The following is a 23,347-nucleotide window of genomic DNA, read 5'->3' as shown; positions in this document are numbered from 1 at the left end:
TCTTTCTGCCATTTACGGATATGCAAGAGGGTAATATGTCACAACAAGCTGAGAAGAATAATCATTATTTGTTAAGCAACTGGAAACCGGAAAACGCGGCATTTTGGGAAAATAAAGGCAAACCCATTGCGCGACGAAATTTAGTTATTTCGGTTGCCTGTCTACTGCTGGCATTTTGCGTCTGGATGTTATTTAGCGCAGTGGCGGTAAACCTGAATAAGGTGGGTTTTAATTTCACCACCGATCAGCTGTTTATGTTAACCGCTCTGCCATCGCTCTCCGGGGCCATATTACGCGTACCCTACTCCTTTATGGTGCCCATATTTGGTGGCCGCTACTGGACAGTATTAAGCACCGTTATTCTGATTATTCCCTGCGTCTGGCTCGGTATTGCGGTACAAAATCCGGCTACCCCTTATGCGGTATTTATTACTATTGCCCTGCTGTGCGGTTTTGCCGGGGCGAACTTTGCCTCCAGCATGGGCAACATCAGCTTTTTCTTCCCCAAAGCCAAACAGGGCAGCGCGCTGGGTATTAACGGCGGGCTGGGCAACCTCGGCGTCAGCGTGATGCAGATGGCGGCCCCGGTGGTGATCTTCCTGCCGATGTTTACCTTCCTCGGGGTCCACGGCGTGCCGCAGGAGGATGGCTCGACGCTGTTCCTCGCCAACGCCGCCTGGATCTGGGCCCCGCTGCTGCTGCTGGCCACCCTTGCCGCCTTCTTCGGCATGAACGATATCGCCAGCTCGAAGGCGACCATCGCCAGCCAGCTGCCGGTGCTGAAGCGCCTGCACCTGTGGCTGCTGAGCCTGCTCTATCTCGCCACCTTCGGCTCCTTTATCGGCTTTTCTGCGGGCTTCGCCATGCTGTCGAAAACCCAGTTCCCGGACGTCAATATCCTGCATCTGGCCTTCTTCGGCCCGCTGATCGGCGCTCTGGCGCGCTCTGCCGGCGGGGTGATCTCCGATAAGCTCGGCGGAGTGCGCGTCACGCTGGTGAACTTTATCTTTATGGCGCTGTTCAGCGCCCTGCTGTTTCTTACCCTGCCGGGCACCGGCTCCGGCAACTTTACCGCCTTTTATCTGGTGTTTATGGGGCTGTTCCTCACCGCCGGGCTCGGCAGCGGCTCCACCTTCCAGATGATCGCTGTCATCTTCCGGCAAATCACCGTCTATAGAGTCAAACTGCACGGCGGCACGGACGAGCAGGCCCAGAAAGAGGCCGTTACCGACACCGCCGCTGCGCTGGGCTTTATCTCGGCCATCGGCGCCGTCGGCGGGTTCTTCATTCCTAAAGCCTTCGGCACCTCGCTGGCAATGACCGGCTCGCCGGTAGGAGCGATGAAGGTCTTCCTGGTGTTCTACATCGTCTGCGTGTTCATCACCTGGCTGGTGTATGGCCGTCGTCAGAAGCACGTCAAACCATAACGAGTAGTTCAATTTTTTGTGAGCAGTGTAACCACGGGGCGGGAGTCGCTCCGTCAGGAGAAACGTCATGAGTAAATTGTTGGATCGCTTTCGTTATTTCAAACTCAAAGGCGAGACCTTCGCGGATGGACACGGTCAGGTGATGCACACCAACCGCGACTGGGAGGACAGCTATCGCCAGCGATGGCAGTTCGACAAAATTGTGCGATCCACCCACGGCGTGAACTGTACCGGCTCCTGTAGCTGGAAGATCTACGTCAAGAACGGCCTGGTGACCTGGGAAACCCAGCAGACCGACTACCCCCGCACCCGCCCCGACCTGCCAAACCACGAGCCGCGCGGCTGCCCGCGCGGGGCCAGCTACTCCTGGTATCTTTACAGCGCCAACCGCCTGAAGTACCCCCTGGTGCGCCGCAAACTTATCGAGCTGTGGCGCGAGGCGCTGGCCCAGCACAGCGATCCGGTGTTGGCCTGGAATGCCATCCAGAATGATCCGCAAAAGAGCCAGAGCTACAAGCAGGCGCGCGGTCACGGCGGATTTATCCGCTCGAACTGGAAAGAGCTGAACCAGCTTATCGCCGCCGCCAACGTCTGGACCATCAAACACTACGGCCCGGACCGGGTGGCAGGCTTCTCGCCGATCCCGGCGATGTCGATGGTCTCCTACGCCGCCGGCACCCGCTATCTCTCCCTGCTGGGCGGCACCTGCCTCAGCTTCTATGACTGGTACTGCGACCTGCCGCCCGCCTCGCCGATGACCTGGGGCGAGCAGACCGACGTGCCGGAGTCCGCAGACTGGTACAACTCCAGCTACATCATCGCCTGGGGCTCCAACGTGCCGCAGACCCGTACCCCGGACGCCCACTTCTTTACCGAGGTGCGCTACAAAGGCACCAAAACCATCGCCATCACCCCGGACTTTTCGGAAGTGGCAAAACTCAGCGACCAGTGGCTGGCACCGAAACAGGGCACCGACAGCGCTTTAGCGATGGCGATGGGCCACGTGATCCTGAAAGAGTTCCACCTCGATAACCCGAGCGACTACTTCCTCAACTACTGCCGTCGCTATACCGACATGCCGATGCTGGTGATGCTCGATCCGCGTGAGGACGGCAGCTATGTGCCGGGCCGGATGCTGCGCGCCTCCGACCTTGCTGACGGGCTGGGCGAAGCCAATAACCCGGAGTGGAAAACCGTCGCCTTTACCGCCACCGGCGATCTGGTGGTGCCAAACGGCTCTATCGGCTTCCGCTGGGGCGAAAAAGGCAAATGGAACCTCGAACCCCAGGCGGCAGGTCAGGAGACCGAGCTGACGCTCTCCCTGCTCGGCACCCACGACAGCGTCGCCGGCGTGGCTTTCCCCTACTTTGGCGGCAATGAAAACCCGCATTTCCGCAGCGTGAAGCAGGAGCCGGTGCTGGTCCGCCAGCTGCCGGTGAAAACCCTGACCCTCGCCGATGGCCGCCAGCTGCAGGTCGCCAGCGTCTACGATCTGGTGCTGGCCAACTACGGCCTCGATCGCGGCCTGGAGGATGAGCTCGCGGCAAAAGATTACGCCGAGATCAAAGCTTACACCCCAGCCTGGGGGGAGCAGATCACCGGCGTGCCGCGTCGCCACATCGAACAGATCGCCCGGGAGTTCGCCGACACGGCGCACAAAACCCATGGCCGGTCGATGATCATTCTCGGTGCCGGGGTCAACCACTGGTATCACATGGACATGAACTACCGCGGGATGATCAACATGCTGGTCTTCTGCGGCTGCGTGGGCAAAAGCGGCGGCGGCTGGTCGCACTATGTCGGCCAGGAGAAGCTGCGCCCGCAGACCGGCTGGCTGCCGCTGGCCTTCGCGCTGGACTGGAACCGTCCGCCGCGCCAGATGAACAGCACCTCGTTCTTCTACAACCACGCCAGCCAGTGGCGCTATGAAAAACTCACCGCCCGGGAGTTGCTCTCTCCCCTGGCGGACGCCTCGAAGTTCACCGGGCATCTGATCGACTTTAACGTGCGCGCCGAGCGCATGGGCTGGCTGCCCTCTTCACCGCAGCTGAACCTTAACCCGCTGCACATCAAGGCCCAGGCGGAGGCGGCAGGCATGTCGCCGCAGGAGTACACCGCCCAGGGGCTGAAATCCGGCGATATCCGCATGGCCTGCGAGCAGCCGGACAGCGGAAAAAACCACCCGCGCAACCTGTTCGTCTGGCGCTCAAACCTGCTCGGCTCCTCCGGGAAAGGCCACGAGTACATGCTCAAGTACCTGCTGGGGACCGAGAGCGGTATTCAGGGCGATGACCTTGGTAATACCGATGACGTGAAGCCGGAAGAGGTGGAGTGGCAGACCGCCGCTATCGAGGGCAAGCTGGATCTGCTGGTGACACTCGATTTCCGTATGTCCAGCACCTGCCTGTTCTCGGATATCGTCCTGCCCACCGCCACCTGGTATGAGAAAGACGATATGAATACTTCGGATATGCATCCGTTTATTCATCCGCTCTCCGCCGCGGTGGACCCGGCCTGGGAATCGCGCAGCGACTGGGAGATCTACAAGGGCATCGCCAGAGTCTTCTCCGAGGTCTGCGTCGGGCATCTGGGAACCGAAACCGACGTGGTGCTGCAGCCTCTGCAGCACGACTCCCCGGCGGAGCTCTCCCAGCCGTTCGACATTGCCGACTGGCGCAAAGGCGAATGCGACCTGATCCCGGGCAAAACCGCCCCAGGCATTGCCGTGGTCGAGCGTAACTACCCGGACACCTACGAGCGTTTTACCTCCCTCGGGCCGCTGCTGGACAAGCTCGGCAACGGCGGGAAAGGCATCTCGTGGAACACCCAGGACGAGGTCGATTTCCTCGGCAAGCTCAACTACGTCAAGCTCGACGGCCCGGCGAAAGGCCGTCCGCGCATTGAGACAGCGATTGACGCCTCGGAGGTGATCCTCGCCCTCGCCCCGGAAACCAATGGGCAGGTGGCGGTCAAAGCCTGGGAGGCGCTGGCCGAGTTCACCGGTCGCGAGCACAGCCATCTGGCGCTGAACAAGGAAGACGAGAAGATCCGCTTCCGCGATATTCAGGCCCAGCCGCGCAAAATCATCTCCAGCCCGACCTGGTCCGGCATTGAGAGCGAGCACGTCTCCTACAACGCCGGGTATACCAACGTCCACGAGCTGATCCCGTGGCGCACCCTCTCCGGGCGTCAACAGCTGTATCAGGATCACCAGTGGATGCGCGCCTTCGGTGAGAGTCTGGTGGCCTATCGTCCGCCGATTGATACCCGCAGCGTGACCCACATGCGCGAGATCCCACCTAACGGCTTCCCGGAGAAGGCGCTGAACTTCCTGACCCCGCACCAGAAATGGGGCATCCACTCCACCTACAGCGAAAACCTGCTGATGCAGACCCTGTCGCGCGGGGGGCCGATTGTCTGGATCAGCGAAACCGACGCCCGCGAGCTGGGCATCGAGGATAACGACTGGATCGAGTGCTTCAACGCCAACGGCGCCCTCACCGCCCGCGCGGTGGTCAGCCAGCGCGTGCCGCCGGGGATGACCATGATGTACCACGCCCAGGAGCGCATTCTGAACATTCCGGGTTCAGAAGTGACCGGACGACGCGGGGGGATCCACAACTCGGTCACCCGCATCTGTCCGAAACCGACCCACATGATTGGCGGCTACGCCCAGCTGGCGTATGGCTTCAACTACTACGGCACCGTCGGGTCGAACCGCGATGAGTTCATCATGATCCGCAAAATGAAAAACATTAACTGGCTGGATGGCGAAGGTCGGGATCAGGTACAGGAGGCGAAAAAATGAAAATACGCTCACAGGTTGGCATGGTACTCAATCTCGACAAATGCATCGGGTGTCACACCTGCTCGGTGACCTGCAAGAACGTCTGGACCGGGCGCGAAGGGATGGAGTACGCCTGGTTTAATAACGTCGAAACCAAGCCGGGCATCGGCTACCCGAAAAACTGGGAGGACCAGGAGCAGTGGCAAGGCGGCTGGATCCGCGGCATTTCCGGCAAGCTGACCCCGCGCCTCGGCGGCAAGCTGGGGGTGCTGTCAAAAATCTTCGCCAACCCGCAGATGCCGCAGATCGACGACTACTACGAGCCCTTCACCTTTGACTATCAGGATCTGCACCGCGCCCCGGAGGGCAATCACCTGCCCACCGCCCGCCCGCGCTCGCTGATTGACGGCAAGCGGATGGACAAAATCACGTGGGGGCCAAACTGGGAGGAGCTGCTGGGGGGCGAGTTCGAGAAGCGCGCCCGGGACCGCAACTTCGACCGGATGCAGAAGGAGATGTACGGTCAGTTCGAAAACACCTTCATGATGTATCTCCCGCGCCTGTGCGAGCACTGCCTGAACCCGAGCTGTGCGGCTACCTGTCCGAGCGGGGCGATCTACAAGCGCGAAGAGGATGGCATCGTACTGATCGACCAGGACAAGTGCCGCGGCTGGCGTCTGTGCATCAGCGGCTGTCCGTACAAAAAGATCTACTTCAACTGGAAGAGCGGCAAGTCAGAAAAATGCATCTTCTGCTACCCGCGTATCGAATCCGGCCAGCCCACCGTCTGCTCGGAAACCTGCGTTGGACGCATCCGCTACCTCGGCGTACTGCTGTATGACGCCGACCGTATCGAAGAGGCGGCCAGCACTGAACACGAAACCGATCTCTATGAGCGTCAGTGCGACGTGTTCCTCAACCCGCACGACCCGGCGATTATTGAAGAGGCGGTTAAGCAAGGTATTCCGCAGAACGTGATCGACGCGGCCCAGCGTTCCCCTGTCTACAAAATGGCGATGGACTGGAAGCTGGCCCTGCCGCTGCACCCGGAGTACCGCACCCTGCCGATGGTCTGGTATGTGCCACCTCTGTCACCGATCCAGTCCTATGCCGATGCCGGTGGCCTGCCGCAGACCGACAGCATCCTCCCGGCGGTCGAAAGCCTGCGCATTCCGGTGCAGTATCTGGCCAATATGCTCAGCGCGGGCGATACCGGCCCGGTGCTGCGCGCCCTGAAACGGATGATGGCGATGCGCCACTACAAACGCTCCCAGACCGTGGAAGGCGTGACCGATACCCGCGCCATCGAGGAAGTGGGCCTCAGCGTCGAGCAGGTGGAGGAGATGTACCGCTATCTCGCCATCGCCAACTACGAAGACCGCTTCGTGATCCCGACCAGCCACCGGGAGATGGCCCGTGACGCCTTCCCGGAGAAAAACGGCTGCGGCTTTACCTTCGGCGACGGCTGCCACGGCTCCGACACTAAATTCAACCTGTTCAACAGTAGCCGCATCGATGCCATCAACATCACCGAGGTGCGCGAACATGGGGAGGGAGAGTGATGCAGATCCTCAAAATTATCGCCCTGCTGATTGAGTATCCAGACGAGGCGCTGTGGGAGAGCCGCGACGAGGCGATCTCACTCGTGGCGCAGGACGCGCCGGGGCTGCTGCCGTTTGCGCAGCAGTACCTTAATGCCCCGCTGCTCGATCGCCAGGCCGAGTGGTGCGAGGTGTTCGAACGCGGGCGCGCCACCTCGCTGCTGCTGTTTGAACATGTGCATGCCGAATCCCGGGATCGCGGTCAGGCGATGGTCGACCTGATGAGTCAGTACGAGCAGGCCGGGCTTCAGCTCGACTGCCGCGAGCTGCCGGACTATCTGCCGCTCTATCTGGAGTATCTGAGCATTGTGCCCGAGGCGCAGGTCCGGGAGGGGTTACAGAACGTCGCGCCGATCCTGGCCCTGATTGGTGGACGGCTGAAACAGCGCCAGGTGGCGCATTATCAACTGTTCGACGCCCTACTGAAGTTCGCGGGGAGCAAGCTTTCCTGTGACAGTGTCACGCAGCAGGTGGCAGGTGAAAAACGGGACGATACCCGCCAGGCGCTGGATGCGGTCTGGGAAGAGGAGCAGGTGAAGTTTATTGAGGATAACGCCACGGCGTGCGACAGCTCGCCCATGCAGCAATATCAACGACGCTTTAGCCAGGACGTCGCGCCGCAGTACGTAGACGTCAGCGCCGGAGGCCCAAAATGACACACCATCTGAACGTCTTTTTCTTTGATATTTATCCGTACATCTGCGCCGCGGTCTTCTTCCTCGGCAGCTGGCTGCGGTATGACTACGGCCAGTACACCTGGCGCGCCTCCTCCAGCCAGCTGCTGGACAAGCGCGGCATGAACTGGGGCTCTAACCTGTTCCACATCGGCATTATTGGGATTTTCTTCGGCCACCTGTTCGGGATGTTAACCCCACACTGGATGTACGCCTGGTTCCTGCCGATGGCGGTCAAGCAGCAGCTGGCGATGATTGCCGGGGGGATCTGCGGGGTGCTGACCCTGATTGGCGGCTCGATGCTGCTGTATCGTCGCCTGTTTAATCAGCGGGTGCGCGCCACTTCCACCACGCCGGATATTATCATCATGAGCATTCTGCTGACCCAGTGCGTGCTCGGCCTGACGACCATTCCGTTCTCGGCGCAATACCCGGACGGCAGCGAAATGCTGAAGCTGGTCGGCTGGGCGCAGGGGATCTTCACATTCCGCGGGGGCTCGTCTGAAATGCTGACCGGGGTAGCATTTATATTCCGCGTCCATCTGGTGTTGGGGATGACCATCTTCCTGCTCTTCCCCTTCACTCGACTGGTCCACGTCTGGAGCGCGCCGTTCGAATACATCACCCGGCGCTATCAGCTGGTGAGATCCCGGAGATAAGCCCGAACCACGCCGGGTGGCGGCTGCGCCTTACCCGTCCTGGAAAACCGCACCATGTAGGCCGGGCAAGCGACAGCGCCACCCGGCGTTACCGACTGGCTAGATACCCGGCAAAAGAGCACTCACTATGGAAAGGATCACCATTAGCACAATAATGGCGCAAACAACCCCGATGCCAAACAGTACGGTATGAAAGATCAAGGTGCCTCCGGCAAACGCCATAGCGCCACGTATGCCCCAGCGATTCTCCTTTCGCATACCGCCGATAAACGCGAGCCCCAACCCGGCGATGGCAAGAACAATCCCACCATTATGGAGAAGCCGGTCAACATCCAGAGTGCGGTTTTCTGCGATTGCAGGCGTGTTCCCGGTTATGCCAGCAATAATGCCCTTTTTAACGGCAGCGACCTGCTCAGCAACCACCGTTTCCAGGGATGGAGGTGGTGAAGAGAAAGGACCAAAAGAGAAATGCACTATCCCAAGCACCAGGGCGAAAGCGCCCAGTAGCATGCCCAGTGAGCTAAATTTATTCTGCGACAAGATTTCCATATCAATATGCCTTGTGATGATGAGTATAAGCGTCCTGGTTTATTATCCAGGCGGCATTATTGTACTCAACATCAGCAACATTCGAAGAGATACTCGCTGGAGATCCGGGTCAATACATCCCGCCGGGTGGCGGAGGTAAAAGCAAAACGGCAACCCCGTTGCCGTTTTTGATGTTTGTTCCCTCTCCCTGTGGGAGAGGGTTAGGGTGAGGGCATCAAACCGCACAACAGCGCCGCCCGGCATTGCAACATTTCCACTGTATCAACAATGTTGACACACCAGAATGACCCCGCCTAAGATGGCGATACTTTGTATCAACATCTGGAGTGTTTTTATGCCGCAGGTCACCGTTAAAAAATGGGGTAACAGCCCTTCCGTCAGGCTCCCTGTCGCGGTTATGCGTGAGGCAGAACTGCACGTTGACGATGTGGTGAACGTTAACGTAGACGAAGAAGGACGTATTATTTTGACACCGGTCAGAAAGGACGAACCGACGCTGGAATCGCTGCTCGCGGCGATCACCGACGACAATTTGCATCACGAAGTCACCTTCGGGGAACCGCAAGGTAAGGAGCTGCTGTAATGGACTACATCCCGGAAGCGGGCGATATCGTCTGGCTGGATTTTGATCCGCAGTCAGGACATGAACAGGCAGGACATCGCCCCGCGCTGGTTATTTCACCCGCCACCTACAATGGACGTACCGGTTTGATGCTCTGTTGTCCGCTCACGTCGCAAATCAAAAACTATCCCTTCGAAGTGGTTATTAGCGGTTCACGCCGCAACGTCGCCCTCGCCGATCAGATCAAAAATCTGGACTGGCGGGCGCGTAACGCGGTGAAAAAGGGAACGGCAACCGCCGAAGAACTGGATGCCGTGAGAATGCGCGCTAAGGTTCTCATCGGCTAACAGAAAGGGGCTTACGCCCCTTCCCGCCCTATTTCCCCGCCTGTGGATGGGTTTCAAACCCGGCCATCACCGCCGTCAGTTCTGCCAGTGAAAAACCGTACTTCGGATCGTCCACCCCCAGCCCGAACCGCTCCTGCATCAGCTGATACAGCGCCCCGGCATCCGGCAAATTACTCTGCTCCACCACGTGCCCGTCCTGCCAGTGGGTAAAGTGCAGGTTGGTGAGGGTCAGTTTACCGCCGTCCGGCAGATGGCGGCACATCAGCAGATGATGACGAAAATGGGACTGCGGCCAGTGTGCGGACCAGAAGTTGCCCATTACGTAATCGGTCTGATACTGGGCGGCGAGGTCGAAGTGATACATCGACTGCCAGTGATCATGATGACGGAACTGGAGCACCCAGTCCTGGCCGTCGTTGATCAGCCGGTAGACCCCGTGCGGCGTCGCCTGCTCCTCCTCGGCGATTAACCGAATCGGTGCCGTCAGGGTCTGCCCGCCGAAGCCGACATCGGCGATCCAGCGTTCATCGTTCAGCTCCACCAGCAGCAGGCGATGCGTGCGCGGCGGCATGTGGGGCGGATTCGCCAGCACTACCCGGCCCAGCAGGCTGCGGACGTTAAAGCCCACCTCACGCAGCACCCGCTCAAACAGGCCGTTCTGCTCAAAGCAGTAGCCCCCGCGCCGGGCGGTGACCAGCTTATCCACCAGGGATTGCTCATCGAGCTGGATCTCCCGCGGCAGCACCACATCGATATTTTCAAACGGAATGGTACTGTTGTGCTGCAAATGCAGCGCCCGCAGGGTGTTGATGTCCACAGAAACCGGCTGCTGCCAGCCGGTACGGGCGAAATAGGCGCTTAAAAACGGGGTCATAATCAGTTTCCTTTTACAGTCTCCCTTGTTTATAAACTATTTTTACCCGTCCACTGTCGCAATAGTGCTTTTTATCCCCGAGCCGAGCGCTGCATGATCCCCAGCGCCGTGAGCATTAATACCAGCCCGGTAAGCAGCGTCAGGGTCGCCATCGCCATTCCCTGCCCGACCGAGCCCTGCTCAAACTGCCGCCAGATGAATACCGACACGGTCTGCGTCCCCGCCGGGGCCAGCAGCAGCGAGGTAACAAGCTCCCGCGAGGCGATGGCAAACACCATCAGCATCGCCGCCAGCATCGCCTGAGAGACCAGCGGCAGGACGATAAAGCGCAACGCCTGCAATGCCGACGCGCCATGCACCCGCGCGGCAGGCTCGAGGTTGCCCCCCAGCTGGCGCAGCGCGCTGCCGACATAGCGCACCGGCCACGGCAGCAGCAGGCAACAATAGGAGAGCAGCAGGATCGCCCAGCTGTTATAGGGTGAGACCGGCCAGAACGGCTGGTTCCACAGCAGGATCAGCCCCACCCCGACCACCACGCCGGGCAGCGCGGCAGGCATCAGCGACAGCGCATCCACCAGCCCGTGGCCTTTGATCTTCTGCACCACCACCAGCCAGGCGGCCAGCAGGCCGAGCAAGCCGGTGATACAGGCCGCGCCAAGGGCCAGCGACAGACTGGTGCCCAGCGCCGACAGGGCGTCCCCCTGCTGGCTGAATAACGCCGCATAGTGGGAGGTCGTCAGATTGGCGAGCGTCACCCCGCCCGATAAGGTGCCCAGCACCCCGGACAAGGCCATGGAGGCTCCCGGCAGGATCACCGCGATAAATCCGGTCAGGGCCAGCAGCGCTACTATCGGCAGGGTAAAGCCCCCCGCATCCGCGCCCATGTTCTCCGTCGGTTTGCCGGTAATACTGGTCACGTCCTGATTGCCGGTCAGCTTTTTCTGCAGCCACCAGGCGCTCAGGGCGATGGTCACCAACACCACCGAGAGCATCGACGCCCCCGACAGATCGATCGGCCATTCAGCGAGTTTTTTCTCGATATCGGTGGTGAGCATCAGTACCCCGGCACGGGTCCCGAGCGCCGCGGGCACGCCATACTCCTCAATCGCCAGGGTGAAGGCCAGCAGCATCCCCGCCGCCAGCGACGGCGACAGCATTGGCAGAGTGATATGCCAGAAGGCCCGGCCGGGAGTGGCGCCGTGTACGCGCGCCACCAGCGCCAGCCGTTGTCCGCTGGCCAGCAGGCTACGCGACACAGCAAAATAGACCACCGGGAAGATGTTCAGGGCCATCACCAGCACGATCCCGGTCTGGCTGAACAGCAGATTATTCAGGTTAAGGCCGGTGAGTTGTTGCAGATAGCCGTTGGTTTGCAGCACCAGCATCCACGACAGCGCGGCGATATAGGGCGGGGTTAAAAACGGGATCAGAAACAGCAGATCCCACAGCCGGGGCAGCGGCAGATTAAGCAGCCCGCGCGCCACGCCAAGGGGAAAGCCAATCAGGGCGCTGACCAGCGCCACGCCGACCGCCACCTGTAGCGTACCGCCCAGCATGGTGGGCAGTTGCGGCTCGGCCAGCAGCGTCGCGACGCCGCTAAAGGCCCCGGCGAAAACGCCGGCGCTGAACTGCGGAAACACCGCCTGCAGCAGAATAAACGTGAGCGGAGACGCCACCAGGATCACCAGCAGCGCCAGCGTCGTCACCGACAAGAATTTAGGGTTCACAAAACAGTCCTGAAGACGGGGTTGCCCCCGTCAGGTGATTATAAGGTGAAGAGCGTGTTGAAACGCTTGAGGATATCGCTGCGTTCGCTTGTACCATCGCTTTTGGTCGGCAGGATTTTCAGATCGTTGAGCAGCGGGCGCTTAGCCTGCACGTCGCCACGGGCCGGCATCAGCCAGGCATCGGCCACCATCGCCTGGCCTTCTGGCGACAGGACGTAATCGACGAAGGCTTTGGCATCCTCCGCGTGTTGGGTGGATTTAAGGATCATCATTGGACGCGGGGCGATCACCGTCCCGCTGGCCGGGAAGATCACCTTCAGGGATTCGCCCTGGCTGATGTTACCGTACGACACATAATCCACCGCGCCAAACACCGCCGCTTTGGCCCCCTGCATCACCGGCGTCACCGCCTGGGCATTCGGGCCGCTGACCACCATGCCGTTCTTTTTCAGCTCATCAAACAGGGTCCAGGCCTTATCGCCCATCCCATTTTGCAGCCCGATCAGCAGATCGAGCGACGCGCCGGACAGCGCCGGGTCCGGGGTGGTGACTTTATCTTTGAAGGCCGCGGTGGTCAGATCGCGCCACTCTTTCGGCTCCGGGGTGCCGCTTTTTGTGTTCCAGACGATGCCCAACGCTGAAATGCCCTGCGCGACGTAGTCGTCAGATTTCAGATCCGCAGGCACCTTCGCCGCATTGGCGCTCTGGTACGGCAGCAGCCAGCCGCGGTTATGCAGATCTTCTGCGGTATCCCAGGAGGCGGAGATCAGAATATCGGCCTGCGGATTCGCCTGCTCCGCCTCAAGGCGGGCCATCACTTTGCCGGTAGTCGCCTGGAAGATATCCACCTTCACGCCGGTTTTCTTTTCAAAACCGCTGGCGAGGTTTTTAGCCAGCGACCCCGGGCCTGCGGTGTAGACGGTCAGCGCGTGGGCGCTGGAGATTATAACGGACGATAACGCCATGGCTAACAGCACTCCTTTTTTAACGGACATTGCAGCTTTCATGCGAACTCCCCTGAAGATGTAATCAAACGATCGGCAGCGACGCTGCCAGCAGACAAATGCACGATGCGATCGGCCAGAATTTCAGCCTCCCGGCGGTCGTGGGTAACATAGACGGCGGTGGTGCCGAGCTGGCGCAGCAGCGTGGCCATCTCGTGACACAAGGTTCCACGCAGTTCGCTGTCGAGGTTGGAGAGCGGCTCGTCAAACAGCAGCACCCGCGGCTCGGCGACAATCGCCCGGGCCAGCGCCACGCGCTGTTGCTGCCCGCCGGAGAGCCCGGCCGGTTTGCGGTCGGCGAAATCGCTTAACCCGACGCGGGCCAGCGCCTGCGCTACCCGGCGGTCGCATTCCTGACGCGGGATATGGCGCATTCGCAGTGGGAACGACACGTTCTGTTCCACGGTCATGTGCGGCCAGAGGGCGTAATCCTGGAACACCATGCCGATGTCCCGGGCTTCCGGCGGTAAGGCCCATCCGGTTTTCGCCACCAGGCGATCGCCAAAATGGATCTCCCCTTCTGCGGGCTGGGTTAACCCCGCCAGCAAACGCAACAGCGTGCTTTTGCCGCAACCCGACGGCCCCAGCAGCGCAACCACGCTACCCGGCTCGATATGCAGATCGATTTGATTCAAAACGGTGTTCGCGCCAAAAGCGTACGAGACGCCTTTGAGCGTGATGGAAGTGAGCATATTGTTATCCTCTTTGGGATTTGATGCTCGCCACTGTAGGCAGCTTGTGTGACGAATTAATTACGCATTTGTTGCAGCTTGATTTCCAATGGCTTTCAGCCGTTTAATGCTCTGACGCTATTTATGAGGAAAATCGATGAGCCACTTCCGCCCCGTTGAGTTAATGCACGCCAGCCGCCTGTTGAATCACGGCCCGACCGTTTTGATCACCAGCCGCGACGAGACCATCGACCGCCGCAACGTGATGGCCGCCGCCTGGTCGATGCCGGTGGAGTTCGAGCCGCCGCGGATCGCCATCGTGGTGGATAAAAGCGCCTGGTCGCGGGAGCTGATCGAGCGCAGCGGCAGGTTCGGGATCGTCATTCCCGGCGTGGCGGCCACCAACTGGACGTATGCAGTGGGCAGCGTCAGCGGCCGGGATGAGGATAAGTTCAACTGCTACGGCATTCCGGCGTTCAACGGCCCGGTGCTGGGGCTACCGGTGATTGAGGAGAAGTGTCTGGCGTGGATGGAGTGCCGTCTGCTGCCTGCCACCTCGGCTGCGGAAAAGTATGACACCCTGTTTGGCGAAGTGGTCTCTGCCGCTGCGGATGAACGGGCGTTCGTGAACGGGCGATGGCAGTTTGACGACGATAAGCGCAATACGCTGCACCACCTGGGCGCAGGGACTTTTGTGACCAGCGGGAAGCAGGTGAAAGCGCCGGGTCAGTAACTCTTATAGGGAATACGCATCCGGTCCAGCAGGTTAGTAAAATCCTGCACCGCGACGAATGCCACCGCCCCTTTGCCGGGGATGACGTTGGTGATGATCCCCACCGTCTCCCCGGTCATGCTGTCCACCACCGGCCCGCCGGACATGCCGGATACCGCCCCCGCGCCGGTGATGATGCCGTAGTAACAGCCGTCACGCTTCACGAAGCCGTCGATTTTCCCCATGCTGGATTTGGGCAGGCTGTTAATGGCGCTGTAGCCGAACAGAGTCACGTTGCGCCCGACCCTGGCGTACGCCAGCTGATGCACGATCTTGCCGCGGTTGTTATCGCCAATCACCGCCACATCGCAAACAGGATGTTGCGCCCTGACCGGCTTGAGCAGCGGCACGGCGACATGGGCGGCGGTAAGAGAAAGCGTGCTTGAGACCGGAAAGGTGGTGCCCTGCATCCCCGCCGCCAGCCAGTTCAGTGGCGCAGGCAGACCGATAAAGACTAAATCCGCCTGCTTCGTGGCGGAAAAGTCAGTGCGGCTGGTGCCGGACATCACCACGCACCCCAGCAGTGTAAGGGGTGCCATGAGTGCGGCGAGAGCAAGATGCAGACGCTTCATGGTTCACCCCAGGATCTACTTTTTCGACCGCCCGGCGATGATCTCATCGGCCACGATACGCGGCGCTTCGGCGTAATGGTGGAACTCCATGCTGTAGGTGGCCCGTCCCTGAGACATGGAGCGCAGCGTGGTGGCGTAACCGAACATCTCCGCCAGCGGCACGTCGGCGCGGATAATCTGGCTGCCGAACTGCTCCTCCATCCCCTGCACCAGCCCCCGTCGGGAGGAGAGATCCCCCATAATATTCCCGGCGTACTCTTCCGGGGTTTCAACCTCGACGTGCATCATCGGCTCGAGGATCACCGGATCGGCTTTGCGCGCCGCGTCTTTAAAGCCGAAGATCGCCGCCATGCGGAAGGCCATCTCCGAGGAGTCGACGTCATGATAGGAGCCAAAGGTCAGGGTCGCTTTGATATCGACCACCGGATAACCCGCCAGCACGCCGCTGTTAATCGCCTCCCGCAGCCCTTTTTCCACCGACGGAATATACTCCCGCGGCACCACCCCGCCCTTGGTGGCGTCGACAAAGGCAAAGCCGCTGCCCGGCTCCTGCGGCTCGAGGCTCAGCACCACATGGCCGTACTGCCCTTTCCCGCCGGACTGACGAACGAACTTGCCTTCGATGTCGCTCACCCCTTTGCGGATAGTTTCCCGGTAGGTGACCTGCGGACGGCCGATATTGGCCTCGACACCGAACTCGCGTTTCATGCGATCGACGATGATCTCCAGGTGTAGCTCCCCCATCCCGGAAATAATGGTCTGGCCGGACTCTTCATCGGTATGCAGATGGAAAGAGGGATCTTCCGCCGCCAGTCGATGCAGGGCGATGCCCATTTTCTCCTGATCGGCTTTGGTTTTCGGCTCGATGGAGAGGGAGATCACCGGGTCCGGGAACTCCATCCGCTCAAGGGTGATCACTGCCCCGGGGTCGGTCAGGGTGTCACCGGTAGTGACATCCTTCAGCCCGACGCAGGCGGCGATATCCCCGGTCCGCAGCTCCTCGACGTCGTGGCGATCGTTGGCATGCATCAGCACGATGCGCCCGATACGCTCTTTCTTACCCTTCACCGGGTTAAATACCGCATCGCCTTTTTTCAGTACCCCGGAGTAGACGCGGATAAAGGTCAGCTGCCCGACGTAGGGGTCGGACATCAGCTTGAACGCCAGCGCTGAGAAAGGTTCTTCATCGCTGGGATGACGTTCGGCATGTTGCCCCTTTTCATCCACGCCGTCGATGGCGGGCACGTCGAGGGGGGATGGCATCAGCTCAATCACCGCATCCAGCATCCGCTGCACCCCTTTGTTTTTAAAAGCGCTGCCGCAGAGCATCGGCTGGATCTCCCCGGCTACCGTGCGTTTGCGCAGGCCGCTGATAATTTCCGCTTCGTCGAGTTCATTAGTTTCGAGGTATTTATCCATTAACTCGTCGCTGGCTTCCGCCGCCGCTGAGACCATTTTCTCCCGCCAGGTTTTGGCGGTGGCCTGCAGATCGTCCGGCACCGGGGCATAGCTGAAGGTCATCCCCTGAGTAGCGTCATCCCAGATGATGGCCCGCATGTGGATCAGATCCACCACCCCGGTGAAGTGCTCCTCGGCCCCGATGGGGATGACAATCGGCACCGGGTGGGCTTTCAGCCGGTCGATCATCATCTGCACCACGTGGAAGAAGTCAGCCCCCGGACGGTCCATCTTGTTGACGAAGGCGATGCGCGGCACCCGGTACTTATTGGCCTGCCGCCAGACGGTTTCTGACTGCGGCTGCACCCCGCCGACGGAGTCGTAGACCATCACCGCTCCGTCCAGCACCCGCATGGAGCGCTCCACCTCAATGGTGAAATCGACGTGCCCGGGGGTGTCGATGATGTTGATGTGGTGCGGCTCATAACCGCGGTCCATCCCTGACCAGAAGCAGCTCACCGCCGCCGAGGTGATGGTGATGCCCCGCTCCTGCTCCTGCGCCATCCAGTCGGTGATCGCCGCGCCATCGTGGACCTCCCCCATCTTATGGCTCACCCCGGTATAAAACAGGATGCGCTCGGTGGTGGTGGTTTTACCGGCGTCGATATGCGCCGAGATACCGATGTTGCGATAACGCTCGAGAGGAATGGACCGGATCATGATGCATCCTTATTCAATGGACATGACAATCACGCGCTGGGGTAGCGCGTGCAGGTATGTAGATCAGTGTAGTGCCCTGTCAAAGGGGGGACGGGTGATATTGCAGGGGGTGGACTGAGAAAAATTTGACGTCTGTTATTCAATACGAGCCAGCACCGTTGAATTAAGTTTTCATAGACGTAAAAACAATACCCCTCTGTTTTCGGACTCAATATCTTTGCAAATTAACATTATTTTATGTAGGGTTTTCATTGAGTTCATCAACTATATAAAGGATTACAAATTGGCAATTCCAGCTTACTTATGGATGAAAGATGATGGTGGCGCTGATATTAAAGGATCGGTAGATGTTAAAAATCGCGAAGGAAGCATAGAGGTTTTGGGTTTTAGTCATGGATTACACTTACCGACTGATAACAGTACAGGTAAAATCACTGGAACGCGCTTACACGCGCCTTTAACATTCCAGAAAGAATTTGATTCCTCAAGCCCCTATATCTACAAGGCTGTAGCCCAGGGGCAAACACTTAAGAACGTCGAGTTGAAATGGTATAAAATCAATTATTCAGGGCAGGAAGAGGAATACTTCAACATGTTACTAGAGAATGTTAAGGTTATTTCAATCTGCCCTATGATGCACGACTGCAAAAATCCAGCAACTGAAAAACATAATCATCTGGAAGCGGTATCCTTACGTTATGAGAAAATCACATGGAAATACTGTGATGGGAACGTTATTTTCTCGGATAGCTGGAATGAAAGATGATCCAATGTTCATTCCATCTAAATGGGAATCAGCTAAGTAATCTGAGCTGCCCTGGTATAGGTTTTTTTCCTGCATATTCTGGTACAGGCACATCACGCAACAATGCTAATGATATTGCAATCCCCTCTATCGGACCGCTACCGCCAGGTTTGTACTATATTGTTACACGTGGTACCGGGGGTGCACTAACAGGGTTGAGTGATGCTTTTGCGTCGTTTGTATCAGGTTCAGACAGGTCAGTATGGTTTGCTTTGTACAAACATGACGCACAGATTGACGATATTACATTCATAGGACACATAGAAAGAGGACATTTCCGCTTGCATCCAGCAGGTTATAAAGGCGTAAGTGAAGGTTGTATTACTTTGCCCCGTCTATCTGATTTTATGCTGTTACGTGATGCTTTGCTTAAAACGCCAACCATACAAGTAACGTCCTCTTTAACTGCTTTCGGTACTATACAGGTGTATTAATGAAGCCAATGCATTATGTGTTATTGTGGGTTGGGGAAGCGTTTCTCTATGTTTTGGTATTAGCGTCCTTATTTTTATTCATGCCAGAAATGAAAGCCTATAGTCTGGTAAGAATTTTTACAGGGGTCATACCTGGTGATACATGGGATAAATATTATTTCCTTTCCCTCTGCATTGCATCGTTACTCATTGTTGCCATCATTATTTATATAAGTGCATCATTGAAGAAGAGATAAAACGCCCCCTTATAGGTGATAACTATAAGGGGGTTTTTCGGTACATATGGACTCAACAACTCTTCGATGAAAACATTTAACGACTCAAATTAAGATACTTGCTTCATTACGGACATTCAGCTGTAAGAAGTAGATCTCTTTTCGACATCAAAGTAATACGTCGCCCTGCTCTGTTCGCAACCAGCGAGGGGCTTTCAGCCGGTCGCTAAAATAACTCACCAGTTCAAACAGCAGATCTTCAATCACACGCTGCTGCTCGCTTGTCAGCATGCCACTCATTGTTAGCTGAGTGAGTTCCTGGCAGTACCGGCACAGAGTATCGGTTTCTGGCTCGAACACCGGGAGATGGGTGGGCAGCGTATCAATGGTCAACGTAGCCACCATTTCCGGCGGAATGGGATCGTTAAGCGTCGGCATAAGTAGCGAAAGACTGGTGGAAAGCCGCCCGCACAGGGCCAGTTTATCCCGGGTGTCGTCGGCTTCTACCATCGCTTCAACGTAGCGTTCGCAGTTATCTGCAAGCTCGATGAAATCGGTGAGATGGTTGAAAGGTCTGGTAATTAATGTGTGAATTGGGGTTGCGGTCGTAGCCATGTGAATCTCCTGATAAATGAACGAAGTTTGTTCACTAAGGTTTCAGGAGGCTAATCCCGACGCCTGATTTTGCAGGCGCGACAAGAAGATACTGCGATACAGACGAGGCGGCAAGAGGCATTCCCGGAAGCAGCCTCGCAAATCATTAAAAAAACGCCGGGTTGCGGCTGCGCCTTACCCGGCCTACGGGATTGGTGTGGTAGGCCGGGCAAAGCGCAGCTGCCGCCCGGCATAACCCACGTCAGGTGATCGCTATCACCCGAATATCATTCACATTGGTTAACGTCGGCCCGGTCACCACCAGATCCCCCGCGGCGGCGAAGTAGCTGTAGCTGTCATGCCCGCGCAGCATCGCCTTCGCATCCAGCGAAGTACGACCCAGCGTATCCGGCGTGACAATCGCTCCCGCCGCATCCTCGGTGCCGTCAATCCCGTCGCTGTCTCCGGCGATGGCGTAAATCCCCGCCTCGCCCTTCAGGGCGCAGGCCAGCGCGAGCAAGAACTCGGTGTTGCGCCCGCCGCGTCCGGCACCTGCGCTCCCAATCGTGACCGTCGTTTCTCCCCCGCTGAGCAGCACCGCCGGGCCTTTGACCGGCAGGCCGTGCTGCTTCACCGATTTGGCGATCCCGGCCATCATAATCCCCAGTTGGGCGCTTTCACCTTCCAGGGCATCCCCCAGAATCAACGGGGTGTAGCCCATCCGCTGCGCTACGGCTGCAGCGGCGGCCAGCGCACCGGATGGGGTGCCGATTAGGCGGATATCGTCGTCTATCTCCTTAGCAGTCACCGGGGCGCGCGGGGTGCGCAGAACCCGCATCACCGGCTCCGGCAGATCCAGACCGTAGCGGGCGATAATCTCCAGCGCCTCTTCTGCAGTGGAGCTGTCCGCCACCGTCGGGCCGGAGGCGATGCTCTGGGGATCGTCGCCGGGCACATCGCTGATAATCAGGGTGATCACCCGGGCGGGTCTGGCCGCCAGTGCCAGCCGTCCGCCCTTGATATCCGACAGCTGCTTGCGGACGGTATTCATCTCCTGAATGGTCGCCCCGCTGTTCAACAGCGCTTTGTTCACCGCCTGCTTATCGGCGAGGGTGATCCCTTTGCGCGGCAGGGCCAGCAGCGATGAGCCGCCGCCGGAGATCAGTGCGATGACGCAGTCGTCGGCAGTAAGATTTTTGACCTGCTCCATCATCAGCATCGAGGCCACTTCGCTCATCGCATCCGAGACCGGGTGCGCCGCCTCGACGATGCGGATTTTTTGCGTCGGTGCTGCATGACCGTAGCGCGTGACCACCACGCCCTGCAGATCGACATCCGGCCAGGCGGCTTCCAGCGCGGCAGCCATGGCGGCACTGGCTTTCCCTGCCCCTACCACGATGCAACGCCCACGCGGTTTCTCCGGCAGGGCTTTAATCAGCGCTTCATGGGGATCGGCACTCTTTACTGCCGCCATGAAGATCTCAGTAAGCGCCCCTTGCAGGGCGCTGTCGTCGTGTTGTGCCATAGGTCAGCCTTCTGCGATGGCGCGGATCACCGCCTGAGTGACCTCGCGGGTGTTGGCCGTGCCGCCCACGTCCGGGGTCATGATGCCCTCAGCACAGACTTTTTCCACGGCGGCCATCAGGCGAATGGCGGCCTCGCCCTCGCCCAGATGCTCCAGCATCTGGGCCGCGGTCCAGAAGCTGGCGACCGGGTTGGCGATGCCTTTGCCGGTGATATCAAACGCCGAGCCGTGGATCGGTTCGAACATCGACGGGAAACGACGCTCGGGATCGATGTTGGCGGTCGGGGCCACCCCCAGACTGCCCGCCAGCGCGCCGGCCAGATCGGAAAGAATATCGGCGTGCAGGTTGGTCGCCACGATGGTGTCCAGCGACTCCGGATGTAGGGTCATGCGCACGGTCATGGCATCCACCAGCATTTTGTCCCAGGTGACGTCCGGGAACTCGCGCGCCACTTCGGCAGCGATCTCGTCCCACATCACCATCCCGTGACGCTGGGCGTTGGATTTGGTGACCACGGTTAACAGCTTACGCGGACGGGTCTGCGCCAGACGGAAGGCGTAGCGCATAATACGCGTTACCCCGGTGCGGGTGAAAATGGCCACCTCGGTGCCCACCTCTTCCGGCAGGCCGCGGTGCGCGCGACCGCCGTGGCCGGAATATTCCCCTTCCGAGTTCTCACGCACGATCACCCAGTCGAGGGTGCCCGGCACCGCCTTGCGCAGCGGGGACTGAATGCCCGGCAGGATTTTGGTTGGACGGACGTTGGCATACTGATCGAAGCCCTGACAGATCGGCAGGCGCAGCCCCCACAGGGTGATGTGATCCGGCACGTCCGGGGCACCCACCGCGCCAAAGTAGATGGCGTCGAAGGCTTTGAGCTGCTCCAGCCCGTCTTCCGGCATCATCACCCCGTGGGTTTTGTAGTAATCCGAGCCCCACTCGAAGGTGTGCACCGAGAAACGCATATCGCCCTGACGCTGGGCCAGCGCGTGTAACACTTCCACACCCGCGGTGATCACTTCCGGGCCGATACCGTCTGCGGGGATAGCTGCAATGGCGTAATCTTTCATCTGTTATTCCTTAAATTAATGTTTTGACTGAATTAATGTGTCGTTGGCCTGCGCCTTGCGGCTGGACGCCGAGAGCCACAGCACCACGAGTGAAGAGAGGATCAGCAGCCCGGCGACAAACCACAGCCCCCAGGTGTAACTCCCGGTCTGTTGCTTAATCAGGCCAATCATGAACGGACCGACAAAGCCGCCCAGATTGCCGAGTGAGTTGATAGTGGCGATACCCGCCGCGGCCGCCGACCCGGACAGGAACAGGGTCGGCATGCTCCACAGGGGTGGTTTAGAGGCGCTGATGCCGCAGTTAACGATGGTCAGGGCGAGGATCACCCCGACGATGCTCGCCGTGCTACCCGCCATAAACAGCCCCGCCGCCGCGACGACGCAGGCCGCAATCACGTGCCACGAACGTTCGCCGGTTTTATCCGAATGACGCGCCCAGAGCACCATTGCCACTACCGCCATCACCGCCGGGATCGCATTCAGCAGGCCGACGGTCATCGAGGAGACGCCGAGGGTTTTGATGATCTGCGGCGACCAGATGCCGAGGGTATAGAGCCCGGCGGAGGTGCCGAAGTAGACCAGCGACAGGGCAAGGACGCGTTTATCCAGCAACCCTTTCCAGACGCTGTGCTGCGCCGTGCCCTGTTTAGCGGCCTGCTCACGTTGCAGGGTAGAAATCAGCCAGCCGCGCTCCTCTTCGCTGAGCCATTTCGCTTTTTCCGGGCGGTCGGTGAGCCAGAACAGCACCACCACGCCGAGGATCACTGCAGGCACCGCTTCGAGGACAAACATCCACTGCCAGCCGGCAAAGCCCATCAGGCCGTGCATCTCCAGTAGCGCCGCAGAGATCGGCGAGCCGAGCGCAGTGGAGATGGGTGCCGCCGCCATAAAGATTGCCGTCACCTGGGCGCGCTTTTGCGCCGGGAACCAGTAGCTTAAGTAGAGGATGATCCCCGGGAAGAAGCCCGCTTCCGCCACGCCGAGCAGAAAACGCAGGGTGTAGAAGCTGGTGGTGCCCTGGACAAAGGCCATCCCGCCGGAGACCAGCCCCCAGGTGATCATCACCCGGGCAATCCAGATGCGGGCCCCGACCTTGTGCAGGATCAGGTTGGACGGGACTTCAAACAGGAAGTAGCCGAGGAAGAAGATCCCGGCACCAAACCCGAACACCGCCGGGGAGAAGCCGAGTTCGGCGTTCATGGTGAGCGCCGCGAAGCCGATGTTGACGCGGTCGAGGAAGGCGATGAAATACAACAGCATGATGAAGGGTACGATGCGCAAGGTGATTTTGCGCATTACCCGTTGTTCGATTGTGCAGGTCATGTGAGGTGTTCCTCATAATTATTTTGTAGGGTACGC

General features: G+C 59.2%; 22 protein-coding genes. 11 read left to right on the top strand and 11 right to left on the bottom strand.

The window, feature by feature from the left end; all coding sequences use genetic code 11:
• Positions 1-35 precede the first annotated feature (35 nt).
• The 5 genes from LG383_RS07980 to narI all read left to right on the top strand — a co-directional run bounded on the left by LG383_RS07980 (position 36) and on the right by narI (position 8,148).
• The gene (locus LG383_RS07980) at positions 36-1,427 is read left to right on the top strand and encodes a NarK family nitrate/nitrite MFS transporter (protein WP_225758781.1); all 1,392 of its coding nucleotides are present in this window, start codon (positions 36-38) and stop codon (positions 1,425-1,427) included.
• 67 nt (positions 1,428-1,494) lie between these two features.
• Complete coding sequence (locus tag LG383_RS07975; protein ID WP_225758780.1) at positions 1,495-5,235, top strand: nitrate reductase subunit alpha; 3,741 nt, start codon at positions 1,495-1,497, stop codon at positions 5,233-5,235.
• Complete coding sequence (narH, locus tag LG383_RS07970; RefSeq protein ID WP_225758779.1) at positions 5,232-6,776, top strand: nitrate reductase subunit beta; 1,545 nt, start codon at positions 5,232-5,234, stop codon at positions 6,774-6,776. Before LG383_RS07975 ends, narH begins: the two co-directional genes overlap by 4 nt.
• Positions 6,776-7,471: a nitrate reductase molybdenum cofactor assembly chaperone gene (narW, locus tag LG383_RS07965; protein ID WP_225758778.1), complete on the top strand. Its 696-nt coding sequence runs from the start codon at positions 6,776-6,778 to the stop codon at positions 7,469-7,471. The genes narH and narW overlap by 1 nt, the downstream gene beginning before the upstream one ends.
• On the top strand, positions 7,468-8,148 hold the full coding sequence (gene narI, locus LG383_RS07960; protein ID WP_106992911.1) for a respiratory nitrate reductase subunit gamma: 681 nt from the start codon (positions 7,468-7,470) through the stop codon (positions 8,146-8,148). The genes narW and narI overlap by 4 nt, the downstream gene beginning before the upstream one ends.
• 99 nt (positions 8,149-8,247) lie before the next feature.
• Here narI and LG383_RS07955 read toward each other — a convergent pair whose 3' ends face one another.
• Entirely contained in the window at positions 8,248-8,697 is a 450-nt protein-coding gene (locus LG383_RS07955) for a hypothetical protein (protein WP_225758777.1), read from the bottom strand.
• Positions 8,698-9,031: 334 nt separating this feature from the next.
• On the opposite strand from LG383_RS07955, the gene LG383_RS07950 reads away from it, so the two are divergent.
• Positions 9,032-9,280 carry an AbrB/MazE/SpoVT family DNA-binding domain-containing protein gene (locus LG383_RS07950; protein WP_059307895.1) on the top strand — a complete coding sequence of 83 codons (249 nt, stop codon included), beginning with the start codon at positions 9,032-9,034 and terminating at the stop codon, positions 9,278-9,280.
• Positions 9,280-9,606, top strand: a complete 327-nt coding sequence (gene mazF, locus LG383_RS07945) for an endoribonuclease MazF (protein WP_106992912.1) — start codon at positions 9,280-9,282, stop codon at positions 9,604-9,606. The genes LG383_RS07950 and mazF overlap by 1 nt, the downstream gene beginning before the upstream one ends.
• 28 nt (positions 9,607-9,634) lie before the next feature.
• On the opposite strand, the gene nhoA is transcribed toward mazF, so the two are convergent.
• The 4 genes from nhoA to LG383_RS07925 all read right to left on the bottom strand — a co-directional run bounded on the left by nhoA (position 9,635) and on the right by LG383_RS07925 (position 13,903).
• Positions 9,635-10,480, bottom strand: a complete 846-nt coding sequence (gene nhoA / locus LG383_RS07940; RefSeq protein WP_225758776.1) for an N-hydroxyarylamine O-acetyltransferase — start codon at positions 10,478-10,480, stop codon at positions 9,635-9,637.
• Positions 10,481-10,551: 71 nt separating this feature from the next.
• Positions 10,552-12,207, bottom strand: a complete 1,656-nt coding sequence (locus tag LG383_RS07935; protein WP_225758775.1) for an iron ABC transporter permease — start codon at positions 12,205-12,207, stop codon at positions 10,552-10,554.
• Between the two features lie 38 nt (positions 12,208-12,245).
• A complete protein-coding gene (locus LG383_RS07930; protein ID WP_225758774.1) occupies positions 12,246-13,214 on the bottom strand; it encodes an ABC transporter substrate-binding protein in 969 nt (322 codons plus the stop codon).
• Positions 13,211-13,903, bottom strand: coding sequence for an ABC transporter ATP-binding protein (locus tag LG383_RS07925; RefSeq protein ID WP_225758773.1), 693 nt, complete (start codon positions 13,901-13,903; stop codon positions 13,211-13,213). Before LG383_RS07925 ends, LG383_RS07930 begins: the two co-directional genes overlap by 4 nt.
• Positions 13,904-14,039: 136 nt before the next feature.
• Here LG383_RS07925 and LG383_RS07920 point away from each other — a divergent pair, with 136 nt between their 5' ends.
• A complete protein-coding gene (locus LG383_RS07920) occupies positions 14,040-14,615 on the top strand; it encodes a flavin reductase family protein (RefSeq protein ID WP_225758772.1) in 576 nt (191 codons plus the stop codon).
• On the opposite strand, the gene LG383_RS07915 is transcribed toward LG383_RS07920, so the two are convergent.
• Positions 14,609-15,226, bottom strand: coding sequence for a serine protease (locus LG383_RS07915; RefSeq protein ID WP_225758771.1), 618 nt, complete (start codon positions 15,224-15,226; stop codon positions 14,609-14,611). The two genes, LG383_RS07920 and LG383_RS07915, sit on opposite strands and share 7 nt — an antisense overlap.
• A gap of 15 nt (positions 15,227-15,241) precedes the next feature.
• The gene (gene fusA, locus LG383_RS07910) at positions 15,242-17,344 is read right to left on the bottom strand and encodes an elongation factor G (RefSeq protein WP_225758770.1); all 2,103 of its coding nucleotides are present in this window, start codon (positions 17,342-17,344) and stop codon (positions 15,242-15,244) included.
• Positions 17,345-17,627: 283 nt separating this feature from the next.
• Between fusA and LG383_RS07905 the strand changes: the two genes are divergently transcribed.
• The 3 genes from LG383_RS07905 to LG383_RS07895 are packed head-to-tail and all read left to right on the top strand — an operon-like array spanning position 17,628 to position 18,819.
• Complete coding sequence (locus tag LG383_RS07905; RefSeq protein WP_225758769.1) at positions 17,628-18,110, top strand: Hcp family type VI secretion system effector; 483 nt, start codon at positions 17,628-17,630, stop codon at positions 18,108-18,110.
• The gene (locus LG383_RS07900) at positions 18,107-18,583 is read left to right on the top strand and encodes a DUF2778 domain-containing protein (RefSeq protein ID WP_225758768.1); all 477 of its coding nucleotides are present in this window, start codon (positions 18,107-18,109) and stop codon (positions 18,581-18,583) included. Before LG383_RS07905 ends, LG383_RS07900 begins: the two co-directional genes overlap by 4 nt.
• Entirely contained in the window at positions 18,583-18,819 is a 237-nt protein-coding gene (locus LG383_RS07895; RefSeq protein WP_225758767.1) for a hypothetical protein, read from the top strand. The genes LG383_RS07900 and LG383_RS07895 overlap by 1 nt, the downstream gene beginning before the upstream one ends.
• Before the next feature lie 147 nt (positions 18,820-18,966).
• Here LG383_RS07895 and LG383_RS07890 read toward each other — a convergent pair whose 3' ends face one another.
• From LG383_RS07890 to LG383_RS07875, 4 genes are all read right to left on the bottom strand, one after another.
• A complete protein-coding gene (locus tag LG383_RS07890; protein ID WP_225758766.1) occupies positions 18,967-19,413 on the bottom strand; it encodes a hypothetical protein in 447 nt (148 codons plus the stop codon).
• Positions 19,414-19,654: 241 nt separating this feature from the next.
• On the bottom strand, positions 19,655-20,917 hold the full coding sequence (locus LG383_RS07885; protein ID WP_225758765.1) for a glycerate kinase: 1,263 nt from the start codon (positions 20,915-20,917) through the stop codon (positions 19,655-19,657).
• A 3-nt stretch (positions 20,918-20,920) separates the two neighbouring features.
• Positions 20,921-21,988 (bottom strand): tartrate dehydrogenase, encoded by a 1,068-nt coding sequence (locus LG383_RS07880; RefSeq protein ID WP_166182497.1) that lies wholly within the window; start codon positions 21,986-21,988, stop codon positions 20,921-20,923.
• Between the two features lie 15 nt (positions 21,989-22,003).
• Positions 22,004-23,311: an MFS transporter gene (locus LG383_RS07875; RefSeq protein WP_225758764.1), complete on the bottom strand. Its 1,308-nt coding sequence runs from the start codon at positions 23,309-23,311 to the stop codon at positions 22,004-22,006.
• Positions 23,312-23,347: the final 36 nt, after the last annotated feature.

The sequence above is a fragment of the Leclercia sp. Marseille-Q4284 genome, from assembly GCF_916618945.1.
Taxonomy (GTDB): Bacteria; Pseudomonadota; Gammaproteobacteria; order Enterobacterales; family Enterobacteriaceae; genus Enterobacter; species Enterobacter tamurae.
Note: the sequence above shows the minus strand (reverse complement) of the source record. Positions and strands in the feature narration are given on the sequence as shown.